Genomic DNA, 14,277 nt, shown 5'->3' on the forward strand with positions numbered 1-14,277 from the left:
GATGGACATGGTGCGCAGCCTGGGTCGGTCGGCGCTTCTTCCTCGTCATCCACCCGCACAAGGTGGAAAGTGAACAGATAAACACGTAGAAAGACAAATAAAAACAGTGCATTGAGCGTCGTCCCGTCTACAATGTCCAACAAACGAACCATAACGCATACAACTGGTGCGATGCGATGACATTTGAAGACGACAACGAGCGCTCGGACCAACTCGGCAAGCCCATCAGCTTCCGGGCGCCTCCCGCCCTCGCGGAAGCCATCGAGCGCTGCGCTGGCAAAGAGCTGCTTAGCACGAGCTCCTACTGCCGGCGCGCCATCTGGCGCGCTGTGCAAGCGGAGATGGCCGCCCAGTGAGCGACAGCATCGGCCTCAGCCCAAAGCGCCGGGCGTTCGCCCGCGAGTACGTCCTTGATCAGAACGGCACGGCGGCAGCCGTCCGCGCGGGCTACAGCGAGCGCTCGGCCAAGTCACAGGCAGCGCAGCTGCTCGCCATGCCTTGCGTGAAGGAAGAAATTGCCCGCCTCTCGGCTGAGGCGGCCGAGGCTCGCAACATCACGCTCGATCGCCTGTACGGCCTGCTCAACGAAGCGTGCCAGCTAGCGCGCCGCAAGGAGTCGGCAACGGGCATGGTCGCAGCAGTGACGGCGATAGCCAAGCTCGCTGGCCTTTGGGTCGACAAGACCGAAGACCTGGCAGCCCGCGACAAGCTGATCGCAGAGGCCCAGAAGACCGAGCTGAAGACCGCTGCAAGCCTCCTGGGAGACGCCGCTGAGAGCGTTGGCCTCCCGCGGGCAGCAACGCCCGCCCAGATCGTCGGGGCGCTTGCTGAGCGTCCTATCGTGACGCCTGAGGCCTACAAGCTGTGGCGCGCGGGAGTGAAGCCGGAGGCAGCCGATGCCTGAGCTTAGCGACTTCGAGATCGCACGCAAGATGGCGTTCATGATCGGCAAGGCGGAGCATGCGTTGGGCATCGGTGGTCCGAACACTGCTCGGCTGCCGCTACACGGCCAGCTCGAGGCCATCCTGCAAGGCGCCATGGAGAACCCCGCCGCCGTCGACGATGCAACCTACAGCCTCGCCTACACGCTCTCGCAGCAGCAAGCCAACGTCGACCACGAGAAGCTGAAGCAGCAGCCCGGCGGCCCACTGCACCAACCCAAGCCGGAGCCGCAGAAATGAACCTACATCAGATCCTCAAGACCGTTCCGAAGGAATGGCACTCGGTGGCTGCGCACTACGTCAAGGTGTTTGACCGTGCCGGCGTGCCTGCGGACAAGATAGACGCGCTCGTGCAATGGGGTGTGGCCTACCAGGGCTCAGGTGACGAGAGCGAGTTGCTGGGTGCGTTCCAGCAGCAAGCCTCGCGCCTGGGCCTGGAAAGCCACGTTGCTGGCCTCGCTGCGGATATGGGCCTGCAGGAGCGGGAGTTGATCAACTCCGGCAAGTGGCAGCCTGAGCCTCAGCAGCTGGACTCCCGCGATGGTTTGCTGGAGGATATCCGCAACTATCGCCGGCAGTGGCCGGACGACTACTCCGCAGACCATGAAATGCAGCGCATCGAGCTCGCATTGCTCGAAGCCAAGCTGAGCGGCAAGCCAGCGGGGGCTGTGCAGGCCTCGCCGACGCAAAACACTGACCTGCGGCTGAAGGAAATCCGGCAGATGGTCCGCGACGATCCGGATGCGCTCACCCGTAACCCGGCTCTCGAGCGCGAGCAGATGGCGTTGATCCAAGCGCAGCTCGCGAGCCGGCCGGCAGAACAGACCACCATCCCACCCGCGCCAGCGGTCTCTGGCGACACAGGAGAAACCAATGGAAGCGTTTAGTGCGGCCAACGACTACGTCGCCGGCCTGGAAGCAGAGGCTGCGGCCGATCCCAAGGCGTTTTACGGAAACCCCGCGGTCCCGGCGACCGGCCACGAACGCATCGCCTCGGCACTGCGTGCCGTGAAGAGTCTGAAGCAGCGTCTGGAAGCGATCGACCGGGGCAAGTGATGCATCTGGAAGATCAGAAGACGCAGAAGCTGCGCCAGCTCGATGGCATGCGCCGTCAGCGAGGTGCAGCGATGCTCGACCAGGGCAAGGTCTCGGCGAAGCTTGAAGACGATATCCGGCAAGCCGAGGTCGATATCGTCGTTCTTGACGAGGCGATTGGTGAGCAAGCGCGACGCGATCGGCAGATGGCCCATGAGGCTGCTACAGCGGAGGCGCGACAGCTCGTTGAGGCGCTGAAGGCTTCCGAAGCCGCAAGGCTGGACGCGACCAAGAAGGCGCAAGAGGCGCAGGATGCGCTTGTTGCTGCAATCAAGGACGTTCTGAAGCACGGCAAGAAAACTTGCTCTCTCTATGCCGAATTGGGCGTCAATCTTCCAGCGCCTCTTGTCGCTCCGGAATTGATCCGGCGCATGTCCGGCTGGCTGGGTTTCGCTCTCGCCCAGATCGATAACACATCTCGTTTTGGACAAATCTCCTGGGGCAAACCCGGTGACATAGCATTCGCAGTTACTGCGAAGCAGTCGCCCCATGACCTGGAAACGCGGCTGAGCGAGCGCATGCTTGCAACGCTGCTCGACAAACTCGATGATCAAAAGGAAGTTGCATGAACGCATTAGCCGCTGCCGAAAAACCCGCTCAGGCACGTCACCTGTGTCCCGAGATCGACCCCGCGAACGTTACGATTGACAACAGGGGCTTCGCACGCAAGTCGGTCACGGTGCGCTTGCCGAAGGACTTCAAAGCCGACGACCTGAAGGAAACCGCACCGTGGAGAAAGGTCCAGAAATCCGGCACCAAGGCGCTGACGCAATGGGACTCGCTGTTCCTTGTCGCATGGGATCAGAGCTGGGCGGCTGACGCGCTGGTCTCCCAGGCGACGGAGGCGGCGATCGTCCTGGCTGGCGTGAGGATCTTCCAGACACCGCAACGCGAAAAACCGCTCTTCCGGGATGACAACTACGCTGTCGAATGGAACGGCACCGGCTACCACGTCGTGCGGCTGCGTGACGGTCATCGCATGACTTCTACCCTCGTGAACGCTCAGTTGGCGGAGCGCGAGCTGGCCGCGCTGTATCCGAGGCGTGCCTGATGACTGAGCTCGAGCGAATGACCGCTGCGGCGGACCACCTGAGGGCAGAACGCGACCGCTTGCGGGCTGAGGCGTACCGCTTGCAGGCTGAGCGTGACCAACTGGCTGCGAAGCTGCTGTCGCCGGAGGAGAACCGAGAGCGCTTGCGTGGTCTGAAGCGGGTGGCTTCCTGATGGCTATCATTGACCGCCGTGGGCTGACGGTGGGCGAAGGACCGGCATCGGCAGCGTCGAGTACGCCGCATGCCGGCCTCGCCATCAAGGCGCCCTGTCGAGCTGCCACGACGGCCGATATCGCGCTCTCGGGGCTGCAAACGATCGACGGCGTGAGCCTTGCGGCCGGCGATCGAGTGCTGGTGAAGGACCAGGGCGACGCGACGACGAACGGCATCTACAACGCATCATCGGGCAACTGGACGCGTGCAGTCGACTCTGACGGCGCAAACGATGTGGTCCGCGGCTGCGTGGTCTATGTCAATGAGGGCTCGGCGAGCGCCGGCAAGGAATACCAGGTCAGCTCCTCCGATCCGATCGTGTTTGGAACATCCTCGATCGCGTTTTCGCTAATTTCCGACCAGCCGCTTGATGCCACGCTGACCGCGCTCGCCGCTTTGAGCTCGTCGGCCGGTCTCGTGGTGCAGACCGGGGCGGATGCATTCACCAAGCGCAGTCTGGCGGCGCCTGCTGCTGGCCTGACGATTTCGAACCCTGCCGGGACTGCCGACGATCCAACCTTCGCCCTTGCGAATGATCTGGCCGCGGTCGAGGGCTTGAGCGGCACTGGGATCGTGCGCCGGACTGGCGTCGATACATGGTCGGCCGGAACGGCTGTTGATCTCGCCAGTGAAGTCAGCGGCGATCTTGGTGTATCTCACCTCAATAGCGGCACCAGTGCTTCCTCCTCGACCTTCTGGCGCGGTGATGGGACTTGGGCGACGCCTCCTGGCTCATCGCCCTCTTACGTTGAATATCAGCTTGGCGCCGGCTCGGCTGTGACGTTCACAAGCGGTGCGGCAAAGACGGTCGTTAGCGGCTCGTTCACGGCCGGCAAGTGGCTGGTACAGGGAAACATCGTCTGGGCTGCTCAGGGATCGACGGCTTACACTGAGCTGCATCAGTGCATCAGTCAGACTGATAACACGCTGGAGGGCTCGCCTGCTGGCGGCTCTGCCTTCGCGGACCATCTGACGTGGGCAACGGGGCAATTCTCGGTCCGTCCGACCGGATTGCGGTACTACGACCTGGGCTCGACAACGACGTTGTACGTGGTCGGGCTCGTCACCAACACAGGCTCTGCGATGCAAGCGTACGGCAATCTCTGGGGCGTGAAGCTGGCATGAGCGAGCTGGCGGACTTGAGGGCTGCCGGCGTGGGTTACTACCGGCTCGGCGGCCAGACCATCGTGGATGACCACATGGCGCGGCTTCAGCTCGAGCATCTGTGGAATCCGGACGGCTGCCCGGCGCTGAGCCGGGAGCAGCGGGTGGAGAGGATCAGGGAGTTGAGCCGGGTGTTGAGGGGCGCATAATGACAGCAGCCTGGGAGCCGTTGGAGCGCATCGAGTCGCCGCCTCCTTCTGAGGCCGACATTGCGCTTTTAATGCAGGCGCATGGTTGCTCCCGTGAAGGCGCGCTTGATTTGCTCTCAGTGGAGAGTGCGGCGGAGCACTGGAAAAATTCGACCTTCTTGGTCTTGAAGTACCGGCTCGGTGATGGCTGGTTCAAGCTCCGCATTGAGCGGCATGATGCCCAGCCGATCAGTCGGGAATGGCGGCTCTTTCAAAACATCAAAAATCAGCTGCTCGGCCCTGAGTGCGAAGCCCTTGAGCTCTACCCGGCGGAGTCGCGCAAGGTCGACGAGGCCAACATGTATCATCTGTACGGGGTGGCAGATCCCGCGGTCACTTTTCGGTTCGGCATGACGCCGGACCTCGGCAGGCGGTCGATCGACGTTTCCCGCGGCCGGTCGAAGCCGGCGAGGTATACCGATGCCAAGTCTGCTAGATGACCCCCGGGCTCGGCCGCTCGTCGCCGATGACCGTTGTTCTCATCTCCTCGATGATGCGGAGAGCCTTCACCGTATGATCGGCGGAAGCGCTCTTCCCCATGGTGATTGCCGTGTGCTCGGCGACATCAGAGGAATTGCGAAAAGCTTTCGCAATCGCACTCTTGATTGCTGGGTCTTTGGCTAATTCACGCAGGACGTGAACTAATACGATATTAAGCGCTAAAGTTTCTGCCGAAAGCGAATGGATTTCTTTTTGAAAGTCCATTTTGGAAAGCTCCCTGGTTTAAGCAGTGATTGCTCATCGGCTCAGAATCTCGTTCTCAAAGCCGGTGACGCTGCTGGTTCGCAAATTGAACATCATTTGATCGATCCTGGCACGTGCGGCGTTTATCCAACGATAGACGGATGGATCAATTTGCTTTCGCACGTCTCTGAGCTGGGGCTCTATGAGCTTGTTCGTTTCCAATTTTGAGGGATCGGAGAGACGCTTGACGGCTTCTATGGCTACATCGAGCGCGCGTACCACCTCGCCTCTTGCGCCTTCTTCCTCCAGCGCAAGAGCGAAGCTCAATTCGCGCCTGTAGCTCGAGTGAGAAGCAAGGATTTGATCGATGCCTGGCCAGACCTTGGACTGAATAGATTCGCGAGAGTCGGTCAGCCTTCGTGCGTATCCGTCAATTCCAACGTTCGGGATCATGCCTTGCCCATTGGCAATGTCCGTTTCTAGTCTAGAGAAAGTGGGTGCGATTATCTCGTCGAGCAATTTCTTGCATTCGGCCAATCCATCTAAGAGCTGCCGAACCTCAGTGGACTGCAATCGGGTTGGCTGAGGCGGGGTTGCTGCTGGGACCGAGGGTGCGGCCGAAACCGCTGTGGCGGTCTGAATTATTTCTGCTGATGTGTTGGCCCGGTTCAGAAACAAATGAGCAGCAATTCCGAAGCATACAAAGCCGAGAACCGCAAAGAGCAACGAAGATGCGGGTGGTTTCATTTCAGCTCCCCAAAGCGGGACGGTCATCAGAAAAATGCCGGCCGCGACGCCCGACCAGGCAATAGGTCGTTGGATTTCGGGCATGGCATACCGGCCGAAGAACGATGTGATCGATAGACCAAAACCAAAATAAACGTGCGCGTCCATCGCACGATCTTACGAGTAAATCGCTGAGATTCGCGAGTGCGAGCCGTGCGGCAACCTGTGGACGCGCCGAAGCGCCCCCGAAAGGGGTGGATTTTTAACCAAATCGGGTGCAGGCTGTCCGGTGGGCTTGATAACCCGGACGAAGCTATAGACCGCATTCCCTGGCAGGAATTGCCCTGACGCCTGGCAGCGTCGGGCGGCGGTTTGAATTAGGTGGCGCATTGGCGTGCGCCCCAACCTGGCCATTATGGCCGGGAGGGCCGCGCCATGTCCAGAGGGGAAACCCTTAAAAGCGCCGCCGCCTGTCGCTTCGCAGGTTATCAACTCCCGGCTGCCGGTCTGTCACCGGCGACGGCCTTGATAAGCCGAAGGAAGCCAACGCATGACCAACCTACGCATCCGCGCCACAGGCGCCGGTCAATTCTCGTCACCTCCATTGATTCTGACAAATTCCGCAGGCGCGGATCAGGGAGTCAAAAACGAGTGCGAACCAACGCCGGCCGGAGGGATTCCCTCGGGCGGGGCGCAGATCAGCAGGAGGTCAGTTATGAATATGATTGTCGGAAGTGCAGCGCTTGCGGGGTCTAGCGCAATCCCCATGGAAGCAAAAGCCGCCCCGATCGGCCCCGAGGACTCGAGCCCAGAATTGCGCGCCGCCGTCCTGCGCCTCTACGATACTCATGATGAAATGAAGCGAGCCAGTGAGGCCCTTGATGCAGTTGCCGCGCGCCGAAAGGAATGGATGAAAAAGCATCCAGCGCCGGCCGGCCGGGCCTATCGAAAGTGGGAGCGCTGGGAGGAGCGTGTCTGCGAAAGGCTGGGAATTGACGAACGTTATCGCGAATACGATGCGGCGCGCGAAGCCTTCAATTTGGCGAGGATTGCGGTCGCTAACATAGAAGCAAGAGATCAGCGCGAGCTCGTCCTGAAGTGCGCCGTTGCGGCAATCTACGAAGACGGCAAGCAGGACTACTTGCGTCGTGCGATGGAGGGCTGCCAGGTAATCTCCGTCTCGGCAACTTGGGACACCGCTAGGCTGCTCGATCCAACCTATCCGCGGCACTGACTTCCCTGGGCCCGCCGGTTCACGCTGGCGGGCCTTTTGTCGGACAAGAGGAAGCCCGTAGTTCTCCGACCCAGAACAGATAGTGTGAAATAGCGCACCCTCTTTGTTCTTTCTGTGTGTATTTATAAGCGGAACACCTGAGCTAAGGCCGCCTCGGTGGCGATAGGAACGACTCTCCAGCCGAGAGAATTGAGATTTCGGTCTGTGGCGCGACACTCCAGGTGTTGCGACATCCACCCGGGACGGCCCATCGTCCGAACGCGCGTTTGGCGGTGGGTCGGTTCTCGTGCCCGTTAGTTTCCTCCGAGATGTGGTCTGTATTGATCAGCACGTCACGGTAGGGCGTGGAACACTATTCCCCCATCAACAGGGGAAAGTCTTATGACCAACCTTCAAGAGCAAATTGAACTGCTGGAACAGCAAGGCAATGACGCAGAACTGCTGCTCGCGTCAGATCCAGGCACGCGAGCGCGCAACCGACTAGTTGCTGACAAGTTTCGCTCGCTTGCAGTCAAGTTGCGGCGCAAGGTGATAGCCGTCGCGGGCTTGAGACAGGTTCAGTTGCCGACCTCTTTCACACCTATGATCGCAACCCGTGGATTGCCGCGTTCGAAGTTGGGCCGCACGTCAGCGCCGCGGCTGCCGCACCCCTGACAGACGAACTGCGGCTCGATATCAGACAGCCGCACCTCATCCGGCCAGCGATCGGCGTCGAGAGCAATGTGACGACCGCAGTGGCAGTAAACCAGCACGCCGCTAACGCCCATGCTCCGCATTTGGCCGAAGGTGATCTTGAGCGGTCGACCGTCTGCGTGCGTAGGGGTGTGGCGTTTCGGGCGAGGCATACCGCCATCGAAACGCGCCGCTCGCGAGAGTCAAATTGTCGATTCCTGGTGGTGCGGAACGAGCGCGAACTACTGCCTATGGTGCTGAGGAGAAGCGTCTATCTGGGAGGGGCTCTTCCGAAGCTGAGCGTTACGCCCAGGACGACCAAGAACAATGCCCAACCAACAACTTCGACAGCTGTCATGTTCGCCCGCCTGTGCCTTGGTGTGTATTGTCCATACGTTGGACACGGACAGGGGCGAGCGAGCTAAGTGATTGATTTTGTTGGCGCTCCCTAGCGGAATCGAACCGCTCTCTCCACCGTGAAAGGGTGGCGTCCTAACCGATAGACGAAGGGAGCAAACGCAGGGCCCTGCCGTTGTTCCCGGCACGGCCGCTGGCCGGCCGAACAGGGCCCGGCGGCTTGCAGCGGGCGAACGTATAGTGGCCTTTCCGCCTCCGGGCAAGCCGGTCGGGCCGGTCTTTTGGCCCCGGTGGACAGCGCCGATCCGGGGACGAACAGGAGGCGATTGCAACGGTTTGTTAGGGGTCCCTGAGTAGCGCTGGGGAGGGAGATCTCTCGCCAATGCCACCGCCGAAAAAGCGAGCAGCCCGCAAGCTGCTGTCGAAGCACGCCTGGATCACGCTCGACGGCGGCTTCGCCGCGCGGCATTGCCTGGTCCAGGACATCTCGGATTCCGGTGCCAAGATCACGCTGGACGAGGACACGAGCCAGCTCCCGGGCGTGATCCGGCTCGCCTTCGCACGCGATTCGCGCACCGGGCGGAGCTGCCAGGTGGTCTGGCGCCGCGGCAAATCGGCCGGCATCAAGTTCATCTGATCGCAGAATATGGCCGCCCCGATGGCATGCTGCGCCGGTCCGGGCTAGAACGCCGCCATGCGCACGAAGCTCCTCGTTCTGATCTCGTTGATCGTCACGTCCGCCGCGGCGGCGGAGGCCCTGCGTCTGCCGCCTGCCGAGCGGCCGCAGGCAGGCGCGACCGCCGCGCCGCTGAAGGGCGCGGCCGGCAAGGCCCGAGGAAGCTCCTGCGCCTCCTATGGCCCGCACTTCGTCATGGTCGAAGGCACCGGAACCTGCGTGAAGATCGATGGCGCGATCAGCGTCGACACCACCGTCAGGCGCTAAAGGCCGATCGATGTCACCGGATCTGCTGCGCCTCGACCTCATCGTTCCCGTCGTGATGTACTGCGCGCTGCTGTGGTGGGTCGGCCGCGGCATGAGCTGGACGGCGCGGCTGGCGACCGCGGCGGTGACCCTGGTGCTGATCGTCTGCGTGTTGCTGGTCGAGCGCGGCTGGCGCTAGGCCCAGACAAACCAGGCCCAAGACAAAAACGCGAAAACAACCCCATGCACAGTAGCCGTCAAGCGCCGAGGTGACGGCGAAGGTTTGCGCCGAAACGCGGATTCATCTCGCTCTCACCGCAACTTAGGCGCGCCAGCGGCTCACGACATCGGCGGTGCGACATGTTGTGCAAATCCGGGCCGCTTGCCGAGCTCGGCGAGCCAGCGCGTCAGGTGCGGCTGCGCCGGCCGGCTGATGCCCTCGACGCCGAGCCAGCGCCGCGCATAACAACCGAGCGCGATGTCGGCGAGCGTGAATGCTTCGCCCTCCATGAACCGGCGCGAGGAGAGCAGGCGGTCGGCGATCGCCCAGACCTCGGCGGCGGCGTCGGCATCGCGCTGCACCTGGATCATGTCGCGCTCGGCGGGCGCCGTGCGCACGATGCCCCAGAACACCGGGCGGTCGACCGGCTGCACCGTCGACAGCGTCCAGTCCAGCCAGCGGTCGACCGAGGCGCGCTGCTTCGGCGCCTCCGGATAGATCGGAGTGCCGCGTGCATGCGCGAGGCAGAGATAGCGCATGATCGAATTGGATTCCCACAACACGAAGTCGCCCTCGACCAGCGTCGGGATCCGCGCATTGGGATTCATCGCCAGATATTCGGCCTCGCGCGTCCTGCCGTGACTCATGCCGGCATCGATGCGCTCATAGGGCAGATCGAGCTCGGTCAGACACCACAGCACCTTCTGCACGTTGACCGAATTGGCGCGGCCCCAGATCGTCAGCTTGCTGTCAGGCATCAGGCCTCTCCCACGGCATCCTTGCTTGTTGCGGGTGATAGCCGAATTTCCCAAAGCGCGCGATGCGATTGCGGCGCGCCTCTCATGCAAAAAGCTCCGCACGCGGCGGAGCTTTCATTGCAAAAATTGAGCCTGTCCCTCAGCGGCCGAAGAACAGCCACAACAAAATGATCACCGGGATCGGCACGCCGATCATCCACAGCAACAGCCCTCTCGCCATCGCATCCTCCTCCAATCGCATCACTGGAGGGTGAACGCCGGGGCTAAGCGCTTGTTCCTGTCCCGCGAGCCTACCAGTGGCCGGTGTTGGGCATCGACGCCCACGGCTCCTGCGGCGGCTTCGGGTCGCCCTTCTGCAACAGCTCGATCGAGTGCAGGTCCGGCGAGCGGACGAAGGCCATGTTGCCGTCGCGCGGCGGCCGGTTGATGGTGACCCCGGCCTTCTGCAGCTTCTCGCAGGTTGCGTAGATGTCGTCGACCTCATAGGCGAGATGGCCGAAGAAGCGATCTTCGCCATAGGTCTCCTCGTCCCAATTGTAGGTGAGCTCGACCAGCGGCGCGCCGCGCGTCGGCGGCTGCTTCTTCAGCGCCTCGAGATCGTCCGCCGAGCACAGGAAGACGAGCGTGAACCGCCCCTTGTCGTTCTCGATCCGCCGCACCTCCTTCAAGCCCAGCGCATCCTGGTAAAACTTCAGCGCGGCATCGAGATTGCGCACGCGCAGCATGGTGTGGAGGTATCGCATGGTTGTTGCTCCCTGGAACGGATGGAGGGTTTTGTCTTGGGTCGGGACGACGAGAGTAGGAAATAGCAGGAAACGGGCAAGAGGGGCAGGGGACCGCGGCAAATGTGCGTGAAGGGCGCCGGTTCGGCTCGGACTGCATCACGTTCGAAGCAGTGCCGCCATCTCTTTCCAATGATAGATTCGCACCTTCTCCGTTTGATGCCGCGCGGCTTTGGCGATGGCGTGCGCGATGTCGTTCCCGGCGAGCCCGCGATAGCGGTCGGCCGGGCCAACGAGTAGCGGATTGAGCGCCCCCCATATCGCGATGATGAGGCGTTCACGCGGGCGGTCCTCATCGCGCTCGCCGAGGATCATCGACGGACGGAAAATGTGCGTGTACTCGAAATCGAGCGAGAGAATGTCCCGCTCCACCTCGCCCTTGGTCCTGAGATAGAACACGCTGGAGCCGGCGTTGGCGCCAACGGCCGTGACCAGAAACACTGACCGCGCGCCGTTCGCCCTGGCGATCTCGGCCGCCAACACCGGATAGTCATGATCGATCTTGTAGTACTCGGCCTCGTCAGGCGTGTGCTTTCGTGTCGTCCCCAGCGCGATGAAGATCTCGTCCGCAACCAATTGCGGCTTGAGTGCGGGCAGGGAAGCGAGATCGCCGATCAGCACCGTGAGCTTCGGATGGCTCACGGCCAGCGGCTTGCGCGCCACCGCGACAACCCGCGAATAGTCGGGACTGTCCAACAGGTCGCGCAGCAAATGCGAGCCAATGAAGCCGGTTGCGCCGAAGACAAGTGCGGTTTTCATTCAAGACACCGTTGTGCGTTGATTGCCTGATCGCTTATTGAAAGTCGGGGGAGTGAGGCCCGAGGGTCGCCGCCGAAGAACGTGCATGAGCTCGCAGGATGAGTAGAGCACTTGCGAGACTCATCATGTTTCGTCACGCAACCAGGCCATCGATGGGTTTCGCTTCGCTCTACCCATCCTACGAGCTGTCACCGTATTACGCGATCTCGTAGTTTCTCTCTGTGAACCGTCACCCGCCTAAGCGGAACAGTCATCCATGCGTTCACGAAGAAAAGGGCCGATGGCTTCCTTGGTCATCATGACCTGCTAGCGCGTCCGCCCCTCACGCCGCCTTCTCGACACCCTTCGCAATGATCTCGACTTCGAAATAGCCCAGGTCGCGGAGCTCGGCGGCCTTCTTCTCGGCCGCTTCCCTGGTGTCCCGCTTCAAGATGATCTGGCCCGCTCCGTCGCGGGCGCAAACGAAATAAGGCATTTTCGATTCCCAATTTCGTTTGCATACACACGGCACGGCGTTCCCGCAATTCCGGGGCCTATTCGTCCAGCCCGGCCTTTTGCCGCATCTTGTCGATCAGCTCCGAGGCTTCAGCCTTGGTCAGCTCCGGCTCGGGCGGACTTTCGTGCGCCTGCTCGGCGAGGGTCTTGAGGTAGGATTCCTGGGCTCCGGTCATCGGGTCGTCTCCGGAAACCCAGTCCTTCGGATCCTTCCGGGTGTTGTCGGCCATCGCACATCTCCCTTTCCGTCTCCGTACAACGTCGGACTCGACTCTTCGTTCCGTTTTTGTTCTCATGAACCAGCTCCAAAATTCGCGAGGCGGAACAATGCCGGACCTGGACCATGTCAGGCGGGAGATCGAACGGATGCGCATCCAGATGGGCAGGCAGAGGAAGGAGATCCTCCAGCTGCAACGGGCCGGTGTCGGCACGGCCTCGGCCGAAGCGCTGCTGTCGCGAATGGAAGCGAAGGTGGAGAGTCTTTGCACGGAGCGCGACGCGCTGAAGGCGGCGCAGCCGCGCGCGGCCAAGGGCAGGGTGCTCGGCGGGAGGACATGGTGAGCAGGCGGTGGTTCGACGACGAGAGAGAGCTGTCGCCATTCCTGACCGCGCTCGAGGACGTTCGCCGACGGGCGACGCGGGAAGGGTGGTGCTATGCCCACGTCCAGGCCATCATCGTGGCGATCGACCAGTACGCGGAAGCCGCGACCGGCAACCGCGAGTATTTCCTCAACAAGCCGGTCTCGATTGGTGACAGCCGGAAGGGCGGGGATCTTCGGTGAGGAGATTGTGAGGGGCGTGACAGCGGCTAAATTTAACTCACCGTCGCCGAACCCCAGTTCCGCCGGCGCGACCAATTCTTATGCTTCAAGCCCTGCTCAGCGCGATCGTGGAGATTCTTCTGTCCGCCGCATGGAGCGCCGTCGTCAGGTTCTTCGGCCTGGAAAATGTCGTCGAGATCGCGACGGCCGTCTTCGGCCTCGGTTGTATCGTGATCAGCTCTGCGGTGTTGCTGCTGGGGCACGGATGAGGGGAGCTTCGTGAAGACGATCACGCTGCTTGCGGTGGCGGCCATGCTGCTGCTGGAGGTCTTCGGCCCGACGTCGAGCGTCGGCGGCTCGATGAGCTTCATGCTGGTCTTTGTCGTCGTGATGCTGGCGGTCGCGATCTACGAGGCGTTATCGAACAAGCGCGGCGTGATGGGATGGATCGTCAATCTCTTCGCATCGATCGTGGGCGGCCTGACGGCGGTGGCCCTGATCGGAATGGCTATGGAGGCCGTGCTCCCTTACCTTCGCCTCGAAGGCTCGTTCGCCTCGTCGCAACATCCCCTGAAGTACGTCGTGGTCGCGGCGATGGCGACCTTCATGGTGCTGGGATCGTGGATCCCGCTCCTGGTCCTGAACCGGCTCCGCTGATAGGACCCTCGGCGGCGCCCAGGGGACGACAGCCGAGGCAGACATTCTCGGCGCCTGCAACTAAAGCGCGATGCGATTGGGACGAATCGTCATCGCTTTAGGTTGTTGTTTAAGCATGATCTTTTCGGAAAAGCGCTGCGCACTTTTCCGGATCATGCTTTAGGCCGCGATCCGTTGTTCGACCGGGGCCGTCAGCAGCTTGAGCGCTTGCGCATGTTGCAGGTCGGGGACCGCGACCGCCGTGTGGCTGTAGACCGCATGGCTCCCTGATCTTGCGATCCTGTCCAGGATCTCGCTGCCCTTGATGACATGGAGGCCCATGCCCTCGTCGGCGGGGAAGATCGCCAGGACTACGTCATAGGCCGCGATGACGGCTTTGAGCGCTTCGGCCTTGTCCTCGGCAAGCTCGACAAAAACACGCACATCGGCCGCGAGTTCACGCAGCTCGTCAAAATCAAGCACTGTGGGGATACTCCAACGCAACGAGACTGAATGGAGCTTGGCCTCGTTGGGTTACTGAAGTGTCAACAATGCGAGCCGAGCCACAAGTTTCACGACGGGGTGACGTCAGGCTCCAAGGCGCGCGGCGCCGAGGAT

At 61.8% G+C, this 14,277-nt stretch carries 28 protein-coding genes and 1 tRNA gene; 20 read left to right on the forward strand and 9 right to left on the reverse strand.

Annotated features, from left to right (window positions below):
- Window positions 1-176 precede the first annotated feature (176 nt).
- From AC066S_RS19210 to AC066S_RS19260, 11 genes are read left to right on the forward strand one after another with little or no spacing between them, the layout of a single operon-like run.
- Entirely contained in the window at window positions 177-356 is a 180-nt protein-coding gene (locus tag AC066S_RS19210; protein ID WP_478270339.1) for a hypothetical protein, read from the forward strand.
- Window positions 353-904 (forward strand): terminase small subunit, encoded by a 552-nt coding sequence (locus tag AC066S_RS19215; protein WP_478270340.1) that lies wholly within the window; start codon window positions 353-355, stop codon window positions 902-904. Before AC066S_RS19210 ends, AC066S_RS19215 begins: the two co-directional genes overlap by 4 nt.
- Entirely contained in the window at window positions 897-1,181 is a 285-nt protein-coding gene (locus tag AC066S_RS19220; protein ID WP_478270341.1) for a hypothetical protein, read from the forward strand. The genes AC066S_RS19215 and AC066S_RS19220 overlap by 8 nt, the downstream gene beginning before the upstream one ends.
- Complete coding sequence (locus AC066S_RS19225) at window positions 1,178-1,828, forward strand: hypothetical protein (RefSeq protein WP_478270342.1); 651 nt, start codon at window positions 1,178-1,180, stop codon at window positions 1,826-1,828. Before AC066S_RS19220 ends, AC066S_RS19225 begins: the two co-directional genes overlap by 4 nt.
- Window positions 1,815-1,997 (forward strand): hypothetical protein, encoded by a 183-nt coding sequence (locus AC066S_RS19230; RefSeq protein WP_478270343.1) that lies wholly within the window; start codon window positions 1,815-1,817, stop codon window positions 1,995-1,997. Before AC066S_RS19225 ends, AC066S_RS19230 begins: the two co-directional genes overlap by 14 nt.
- Window positions 1,997-2,605, forward strand: a complete 609-nt coding sequence (locus AC066S_RS19235; protein WP_478270344.1) for a hypothetical protein — start codon at window positions 1,997-1,999, stop codon at window positions 2,603-2,605. Before AC066S_RS19230 ends, AC066S_RS19235 begins: the two co-directional genes overlap by 1 nt.
- Window positions 2,602-3,087, forward strand: a complete 486-nt coding sequence (locus AC066S_RS19240) for a hypothetical protein (protein ID WP_478270345.1) — start codon at window positions 2,602-2,604, stop codon at window positions 3,085-3,087. Before AC066S_RS19235 ends, AC066S_RS19240 begins: the two co-directional genes overlap by 4 nt.
- Window positions 3,087-3,260 carry a hypothetical protein gene (locus tag AC066S_RS19245; protein ID WP_478270346.1) on the forward strand — a complete coding sequence of 58 codons (174 nt, stop codon included), beginning with the start codon at window positions 3,087-3,089 and terminating at the stop codon, window positions 3,258-3,260. Before AC066S_RS19240 ends, AC066S_RS19245 begins: the two co-directional genes overlap by 1 nt.
- A complete protein-coding gene (locus tag AC066S_RS19250) occupies window positions 3,260-4,426 on the forward strand; it encodes a hypothetical protein (RefSeq protein ID WP_478270347.1) in 1,167 nt (388 codons plus the stop codon). Before AC066S_RS19245 ends, AC066S_RS19250 begins: the two co-directional genes overlap by 1 nt.
- The gene (locus AC066S_RS19255) at window positions 4,423-4,614 is read left to right on the forward strand and encodes a hypothetical protein (protein WP_478270348.1); all 192 of its coding nucleotides are present in this window, start codon (window positions 4,423-4,425) and stop codon (window positions 4,612-4,614) included. The genes AC066S_RS19250 and AC066S_RS19255 overlap by 4 nt, the downstream gene beginning before the upstream one ends.
- On the forward strand, window positions 4,614-5,093 hold the full coding sequence (locus AC066S_RS19260; protein WP_478270349.1) for a DUF7694 domain-containing protein: 480 nt from the start codon (window positions 4,614-4,616) through the stop codon (window positions 5,091-5,093). Before AC066S_RS19255 ends, AC066S_RS19260 begins: the two co-directional genes overlap by 1 nt.
- Here the strand turns inward: AC066S_RS19260 and AC066S_RS19265 are convergent.
- Window positions 5,086-5,358 (reverse strand): hypothetical protein, encoded by a 273-nt coding sequence (locus AC066S_RS19265; protein WP_478270350.1) that lies wholly within the window; start codon window positions 5,356-5,358, stop codon window positions 5,086-5,088. The two genes, AC066S_RS19260 and AC066S_RS19265, sit on opposite strands and share 8 nt — an antisense overlap.
- A 33-nt stretch (window positions 5,359-5,391) precedes the next feature.
- Window positions 5,392-6,231 carry a hypothetical protein gene (locus tag AC066S_RS19270; RefSeq protein ID WP_478270351.1) on the reverse strand — a complete coding sequence of 280 codons (840 nt, stop codon included), beginning with the start codon at window positions 6,229-6,231 and terminating at the stop codon, window positions 5,392-5,394.
- A gap of 382 nt (window positions 6,232-6,613) precedes the next feature.
- On the opposite strand from AC066S_RS19270, the gene AC066S_RS19275 reads away from it, so the two are divergent.
- Both AC066S_RS19275 and AC066S_RS19280 read left to right on the forward strand, forming a co-directional pair.
- Window positions 6,614-7,297: a hypothetical protein gene (locus tag AC066S_RS19275; RefSeq protein WP_478270352.1), complete on the forward strand. Its 684-nt coding sequence runs from the start codon at window positions 6,614-6,616 to the stop codon at window positions 7,295-7,297.
- A 381-nt stretch (window positions 7,298-7,678) separates the two neighbouring features.
- A complete protein-coding gene (locus tag AC066S_RS19280) occupies window positions 7,679-7,951 on the forward strand; it encodes a hypothetical protein (RefSeq protein WP_478270353.1) in 273 nt (90 codons plus the stop codon).
- 457 nt (window positions 7,952-8,408) lie between these two features.
- Here the strand turns inward: AC066S_RS19280 and AC066S_RS19285 are convergent.
- Window positions 8,409-8,483, reverse strand: a tRNA-Glu gene (locus AC066S_RS19285).
- 225 nt (window positions 8,484-8,708) lie between these two features.
- Here AC066S_RS19285 and AC066S_RS19290 point away from each other — a divergent pair.
- The 3 genes from AC066S_RS19290 to AC066S_RS19300 are packed head-to-tail and all read left to right on the forward strand — an operon-like array spanning window position 8,709 to window position 9,447.
- Entirely contained in the window at window positions 8,709-8,963 is a 255-nt protein-coding gene (locus AC066S_RS19290; protein ID WP_126261463.1) for a PilZ domain-containing protein, read from the forward strand.
- 57 nt (window positions 8,964-9,020) lie between these two features.
- Window positions 9,021-9,269, forward strand: a complete 249-nt coding sequence (locus tag AC066S_RS19295; protein ID WP_126261462.1) for a hypothetical protein — start codon at window positions 9,021-9,023, stop codon at window positions 9,267-9,269.
- 10 nt (window positions 9,270-9,279) lie between these two features.
- Window positions 9,280-9,447 (forward strand): hypothetical protein, encoded by a 168-nt coding sequence (locus AC066S_RS19300; protein WP_478270354.1) that lies wholly within the window; start codon window positions 9,280-9,282, stop codon window positions 9,445-9,447.
- 140 nt (window positions 9,448-9,587) lie between these two features.
- On the opposite strand, the gene AC066S_RS19305 is transcribed toward AC066S_RS19300, so the two are convergent.
- From AC066S_RS19305 to AC066S_RS19325, 5 genes are all read right to left on the reverse strand, one after another.
- Window positions 9,588-10,226, reverse strand: a complete 639-nt coding sequence (locus tag AC066S_RS19305; RefSeq protein ID WP_478270355.1) for a glutathione S-transferase family protein — start codon at window positions 10,224-10,226, stop codon at window positions 9,588-9,590.
- Window positions 10,227-10,516: 290 nt separating this feature from the next.
- Window positions 10,517-10,969 (reverse strand): VOC family protein, encoded by a 453-nt coding sequence (locus AC066S_RS19310; protein WP_478270356.1) that lies wholly within the window; start codon window positions 10,967-10,969, stop codon window positions 10,517-10,519.
- 138 nt (window positions 10,970-11,107) lie between these two features.
- Window positions 11,108-11,767: an oxidoreductase gene (locus AC066S_RS19315; RefSeq protein WP_478270357.1), complete on the reverse strand. Its 660-nt coding sequence runs from the start codon at window positions 11,765-11,767 to the stop codon at window positions 11,108-11,110.
- Window positions 11,768-12,089: 322 nt separating this feature from the next.
- Complete coding sequence (locus tag AC066S_RS19320; RefSeq protein WP_164719060.1) at window positions 12,090-12,242, reverse strand: hypothetical protein; 153 nt, start codon at window positions 12,240-12,242, stop codon at window positions 12,090-12,092.
- 58 nt (window positions 12,243-12,300) lie between these two features.
- Entirely contained in the window at window positions 12,301-12,492 is a 192-nt protein-coding gene (locus AC066S_RS19325; protein WP_135170708.1) for a DUF3072 domain-containing protein, read from the reverse strand.
- Window positions 12,493-12,589: 97 nt separating this feature from the next.
- On the opposite strand from AC066S_RS19325, the gene AC066S_RS19330 reads away from it, so the two are divergent.
- The 4 genes from AC066S_RS19330 (at window position 12,590) to AC066S_RS19345 (ending at window position 13,680) form a co-directional block, all read left to right on the forward strand.
- Window positions 12,590-12,823 carry a hypothetical protein gene (locus AC066S_RS19330; RefSeq protein WP_478270358.1) on the forward strand — a complete coding sequence of 78 codons (234 nt, stop codon included), beginning with the start codon at window positions 12,590-12,592 and terminating at the stop codon, window positions 12,821-12,823.
- Window positions 12,817-13,044 carry a hypothetical protein gene (locus AC066S_RS19335; RefSeq protein WP_478270359.1) on the forward strand — a complete coding sequence of 76 codons (228 nt, stop codon included), beginning with the start codon at window positions 12,817-12,819 and terminating at the stop codon, window positions 13,042-13,044. The genes AC066S_RS19330 and AC066S_RS19335 overlap by 7 nt, the downstream gene beginning before the upstream one ends.
- Window positions 13,045-13,124: 80 nt before the next feature.
- On the forward strand, window positions 13,125-13,292 hold the full coding sequence (locus tag AC066S_RS19340; protein WP_157214193.1) for a hypothetical protein: 168 nt from the start codon (window positions 13,125-13,127) through the stop codon (window positions 13,290-13,292).
- 10 nt (window positions 13,293-13,302) lie between these two features.
- Complete coding sequence (locus AC066S_RS19345; RefSeq protein WP_478270360.1) at window positions 13,303-13,680, forward strand: hypothetical protein; 378 nt, start codon at window positions 13,303-13,305, stop codon at window positions 13,678-13,680.
- A 159-nt stretch (window positions 13,681-13,839) separates the two neighbouring features.
- Here the strand turns inward: AC066S_RS19345 and AC066S_RS19350 are convergent, their stop codons facing one another.
- Window positions 13,840-14,142, reverse strand: coding sequence for a hypothetical protein (locus AC066S_RS19350; RefSeq protein WP_135165919.1), 303 nt, complete (start codon window positions 14,140-14,142; stop codon window positions 13,840-13,842).
- Window positions 14,143-14,277: the final 135 nt, after the last annotated feature.

The sequence above is a fragment of the Bradyrhizobium sp. CFUWI genome (assembly GCF_056429085.1).

Coding starts and splice junctions, on each gene's coding strand:
- AC066S_RS19290 (WP_126261463.1), top strand. CDS start 8,709: ATGCCACCGCCGAAAAAGCGAGCAGCCCGCAAGCTGCTGTCGAAGCAC.
- AC066S_RS19235 (WP_478270344.1), top strand. CDS start 1,997: ATGCATCTGGAAGATCAGAAGACGCAGAAGCTGCGCCAGCTCGATGGC.
- AC066S_RS19225 (WP_478270342.1), top strand. CDS start 1,178: ATGAACCTACATCAGATCCTCAAGACCGTTCCGAAGGAATGGCACTCG.
- AC066S_RS19305 (WP_478270355.1), bottom strand. CDS start 10,226: ATGCCTGACAGCAAGCTGACGATCTGGGGCCGCGCCAATTCGGTCAAC.
- AC066S_RS19295 (WP_126261462.1), top strand. CDS start 9,021: ATGCGCACGAAGCTCCTCGTTCTGATCTCGTTGATCGTCACGTCCGCC.
- AC066S_RS19275 (WP_478270352.1), top strand. CDS start 6,614: ATGACCAACCTACGCATCCGCGCCACAGGCGCCGGTCAATTCTCGTCA.
- AC066S_RS19310 (WP_478270356.1), bottom strand. CDS start 10,969: ATGCGATACCTCCACACCATGCTGCGCGTGCGCAATCTCGATGCCGCG.
- AC066S_RS19335 (WP_478270359.1), top strand. CDS start 12,817: ATGGTGAGCAGGCGGTGGTTCGACGACGAGAGAGAGCTGTCGCCATTC.
- AC066S_RS19340 (WP_157214193.1), top strand. CDS start 13,125: ATGCTTCAAGCCCTGCTCAGCGCGATCGTGGAGATTCTTCTGTCCGCC.
- AC066S_RS19315 (WP_478270357.1), bottom strand. CDS start 11,767: ATGAAAACCGCACTTGTCTTCGGCGCAACCGGCTTCATTGGCTCGCAT.
- AC066S_RS19325 (WP_135170708.1), bottom strand. CDS start 12,492: ATGGCCGACAACACCCGGAAGGATCCGAAGGACTGGGTTTCCGGAGAC.
- AC066S_RS19320 (WP_164719060.1), bottom strand. CDS start 12,242: ATGCCTTATTTCGTTTGCGCCCGCGACGGAGCGGGCCAGATCATCTTG.
- AC066S_RS19210 (WP_478270339.1), top strand. CDS start 177: ATGACATTTGAAGACGACAACGAGCGCTCGGACCAACTCGGCAAGCCC.
- AC066S_RS19230 (WP_478270343.1), top strand. CDS start 1,815: ATGGAAGCGTTTAGTGCGGCCAACGACTACGTCGCCGGCCTGGAAGCA.
- AC066S_RS19250 (WP_478270347.1), top strand. CDS start 3,260: ATGGCTATCATTGACCGCCGTGGGCTGACGGTGGGCGAAGGACCGGCA.
- AC066S_RS19330 (WP_478270358.1), top strand. CDS start 12,590: ATGCCGGACCTGGACCATGTCAGGCGGGAGATCGAACGGATGCGCATC.
- AC066S_RS19280 (WP_478270353.1), top strand. CDS start 7,679: ATGACCAACCTTCAAGAGCAAATTGAACTGCTGGAACAGCAAGGCAAT.
- AC066S_RS19240 (WP_478270345.1), top strand. CDS start 2,602: ATGAACGCATTAGCCGCTGCCGAAAAACCCGCTCAGGCACGTCACCTG.
- AC066S_RS19265 (WP_478270350.1), bottom strand. CDS start 5,358: ATGGACTTTCAAAAAGAAATCCATTCGCTTTCGGCAGAAACTTTAGCG.
- AC066S_RS19260 (WP_478270349.1), top strand. CDS start 4,614: ATGACAGCAGCCTGGGAGCCGTTGGAGCGCATCGAGTCGCCGCCTCCT.
- AC066S_RS19220 (WP_478270341.1), top strand. CDS start 897: ATGCCTGAGCTTAGCGACTTCGAGATCGCACGCAAGATGGCGTTCATG.
- AC066S_RS19270 (WP_478270351.1), bottom strand. CDS start 6,231: ATGGACGCGCACGTTTATTTTGGTTTTGGTCTATCGATCACATCGTTC.
- AC066S_RS19255 (WP_478270348.1), top strand. CDS start 4,423: ATGAGCGAGCTGGCGGACTTGAGGGCTGCCGGCGTGGGTTACTACCGG.
- AC066S_RS19245 (WP_478270346.1), top strand. CDS start 3,087: ATGACTGAGCTCGAGCGAATGACCGCTGCGGCGGACCACCTGAGGGCA.
- AC066S_RS19300 (WP_478270354.1), top strand. CDS start 9,280: ATGTCACCGGATCTGCTGCGCCTCGACCTCATCGTTCCCGTCGTGATG.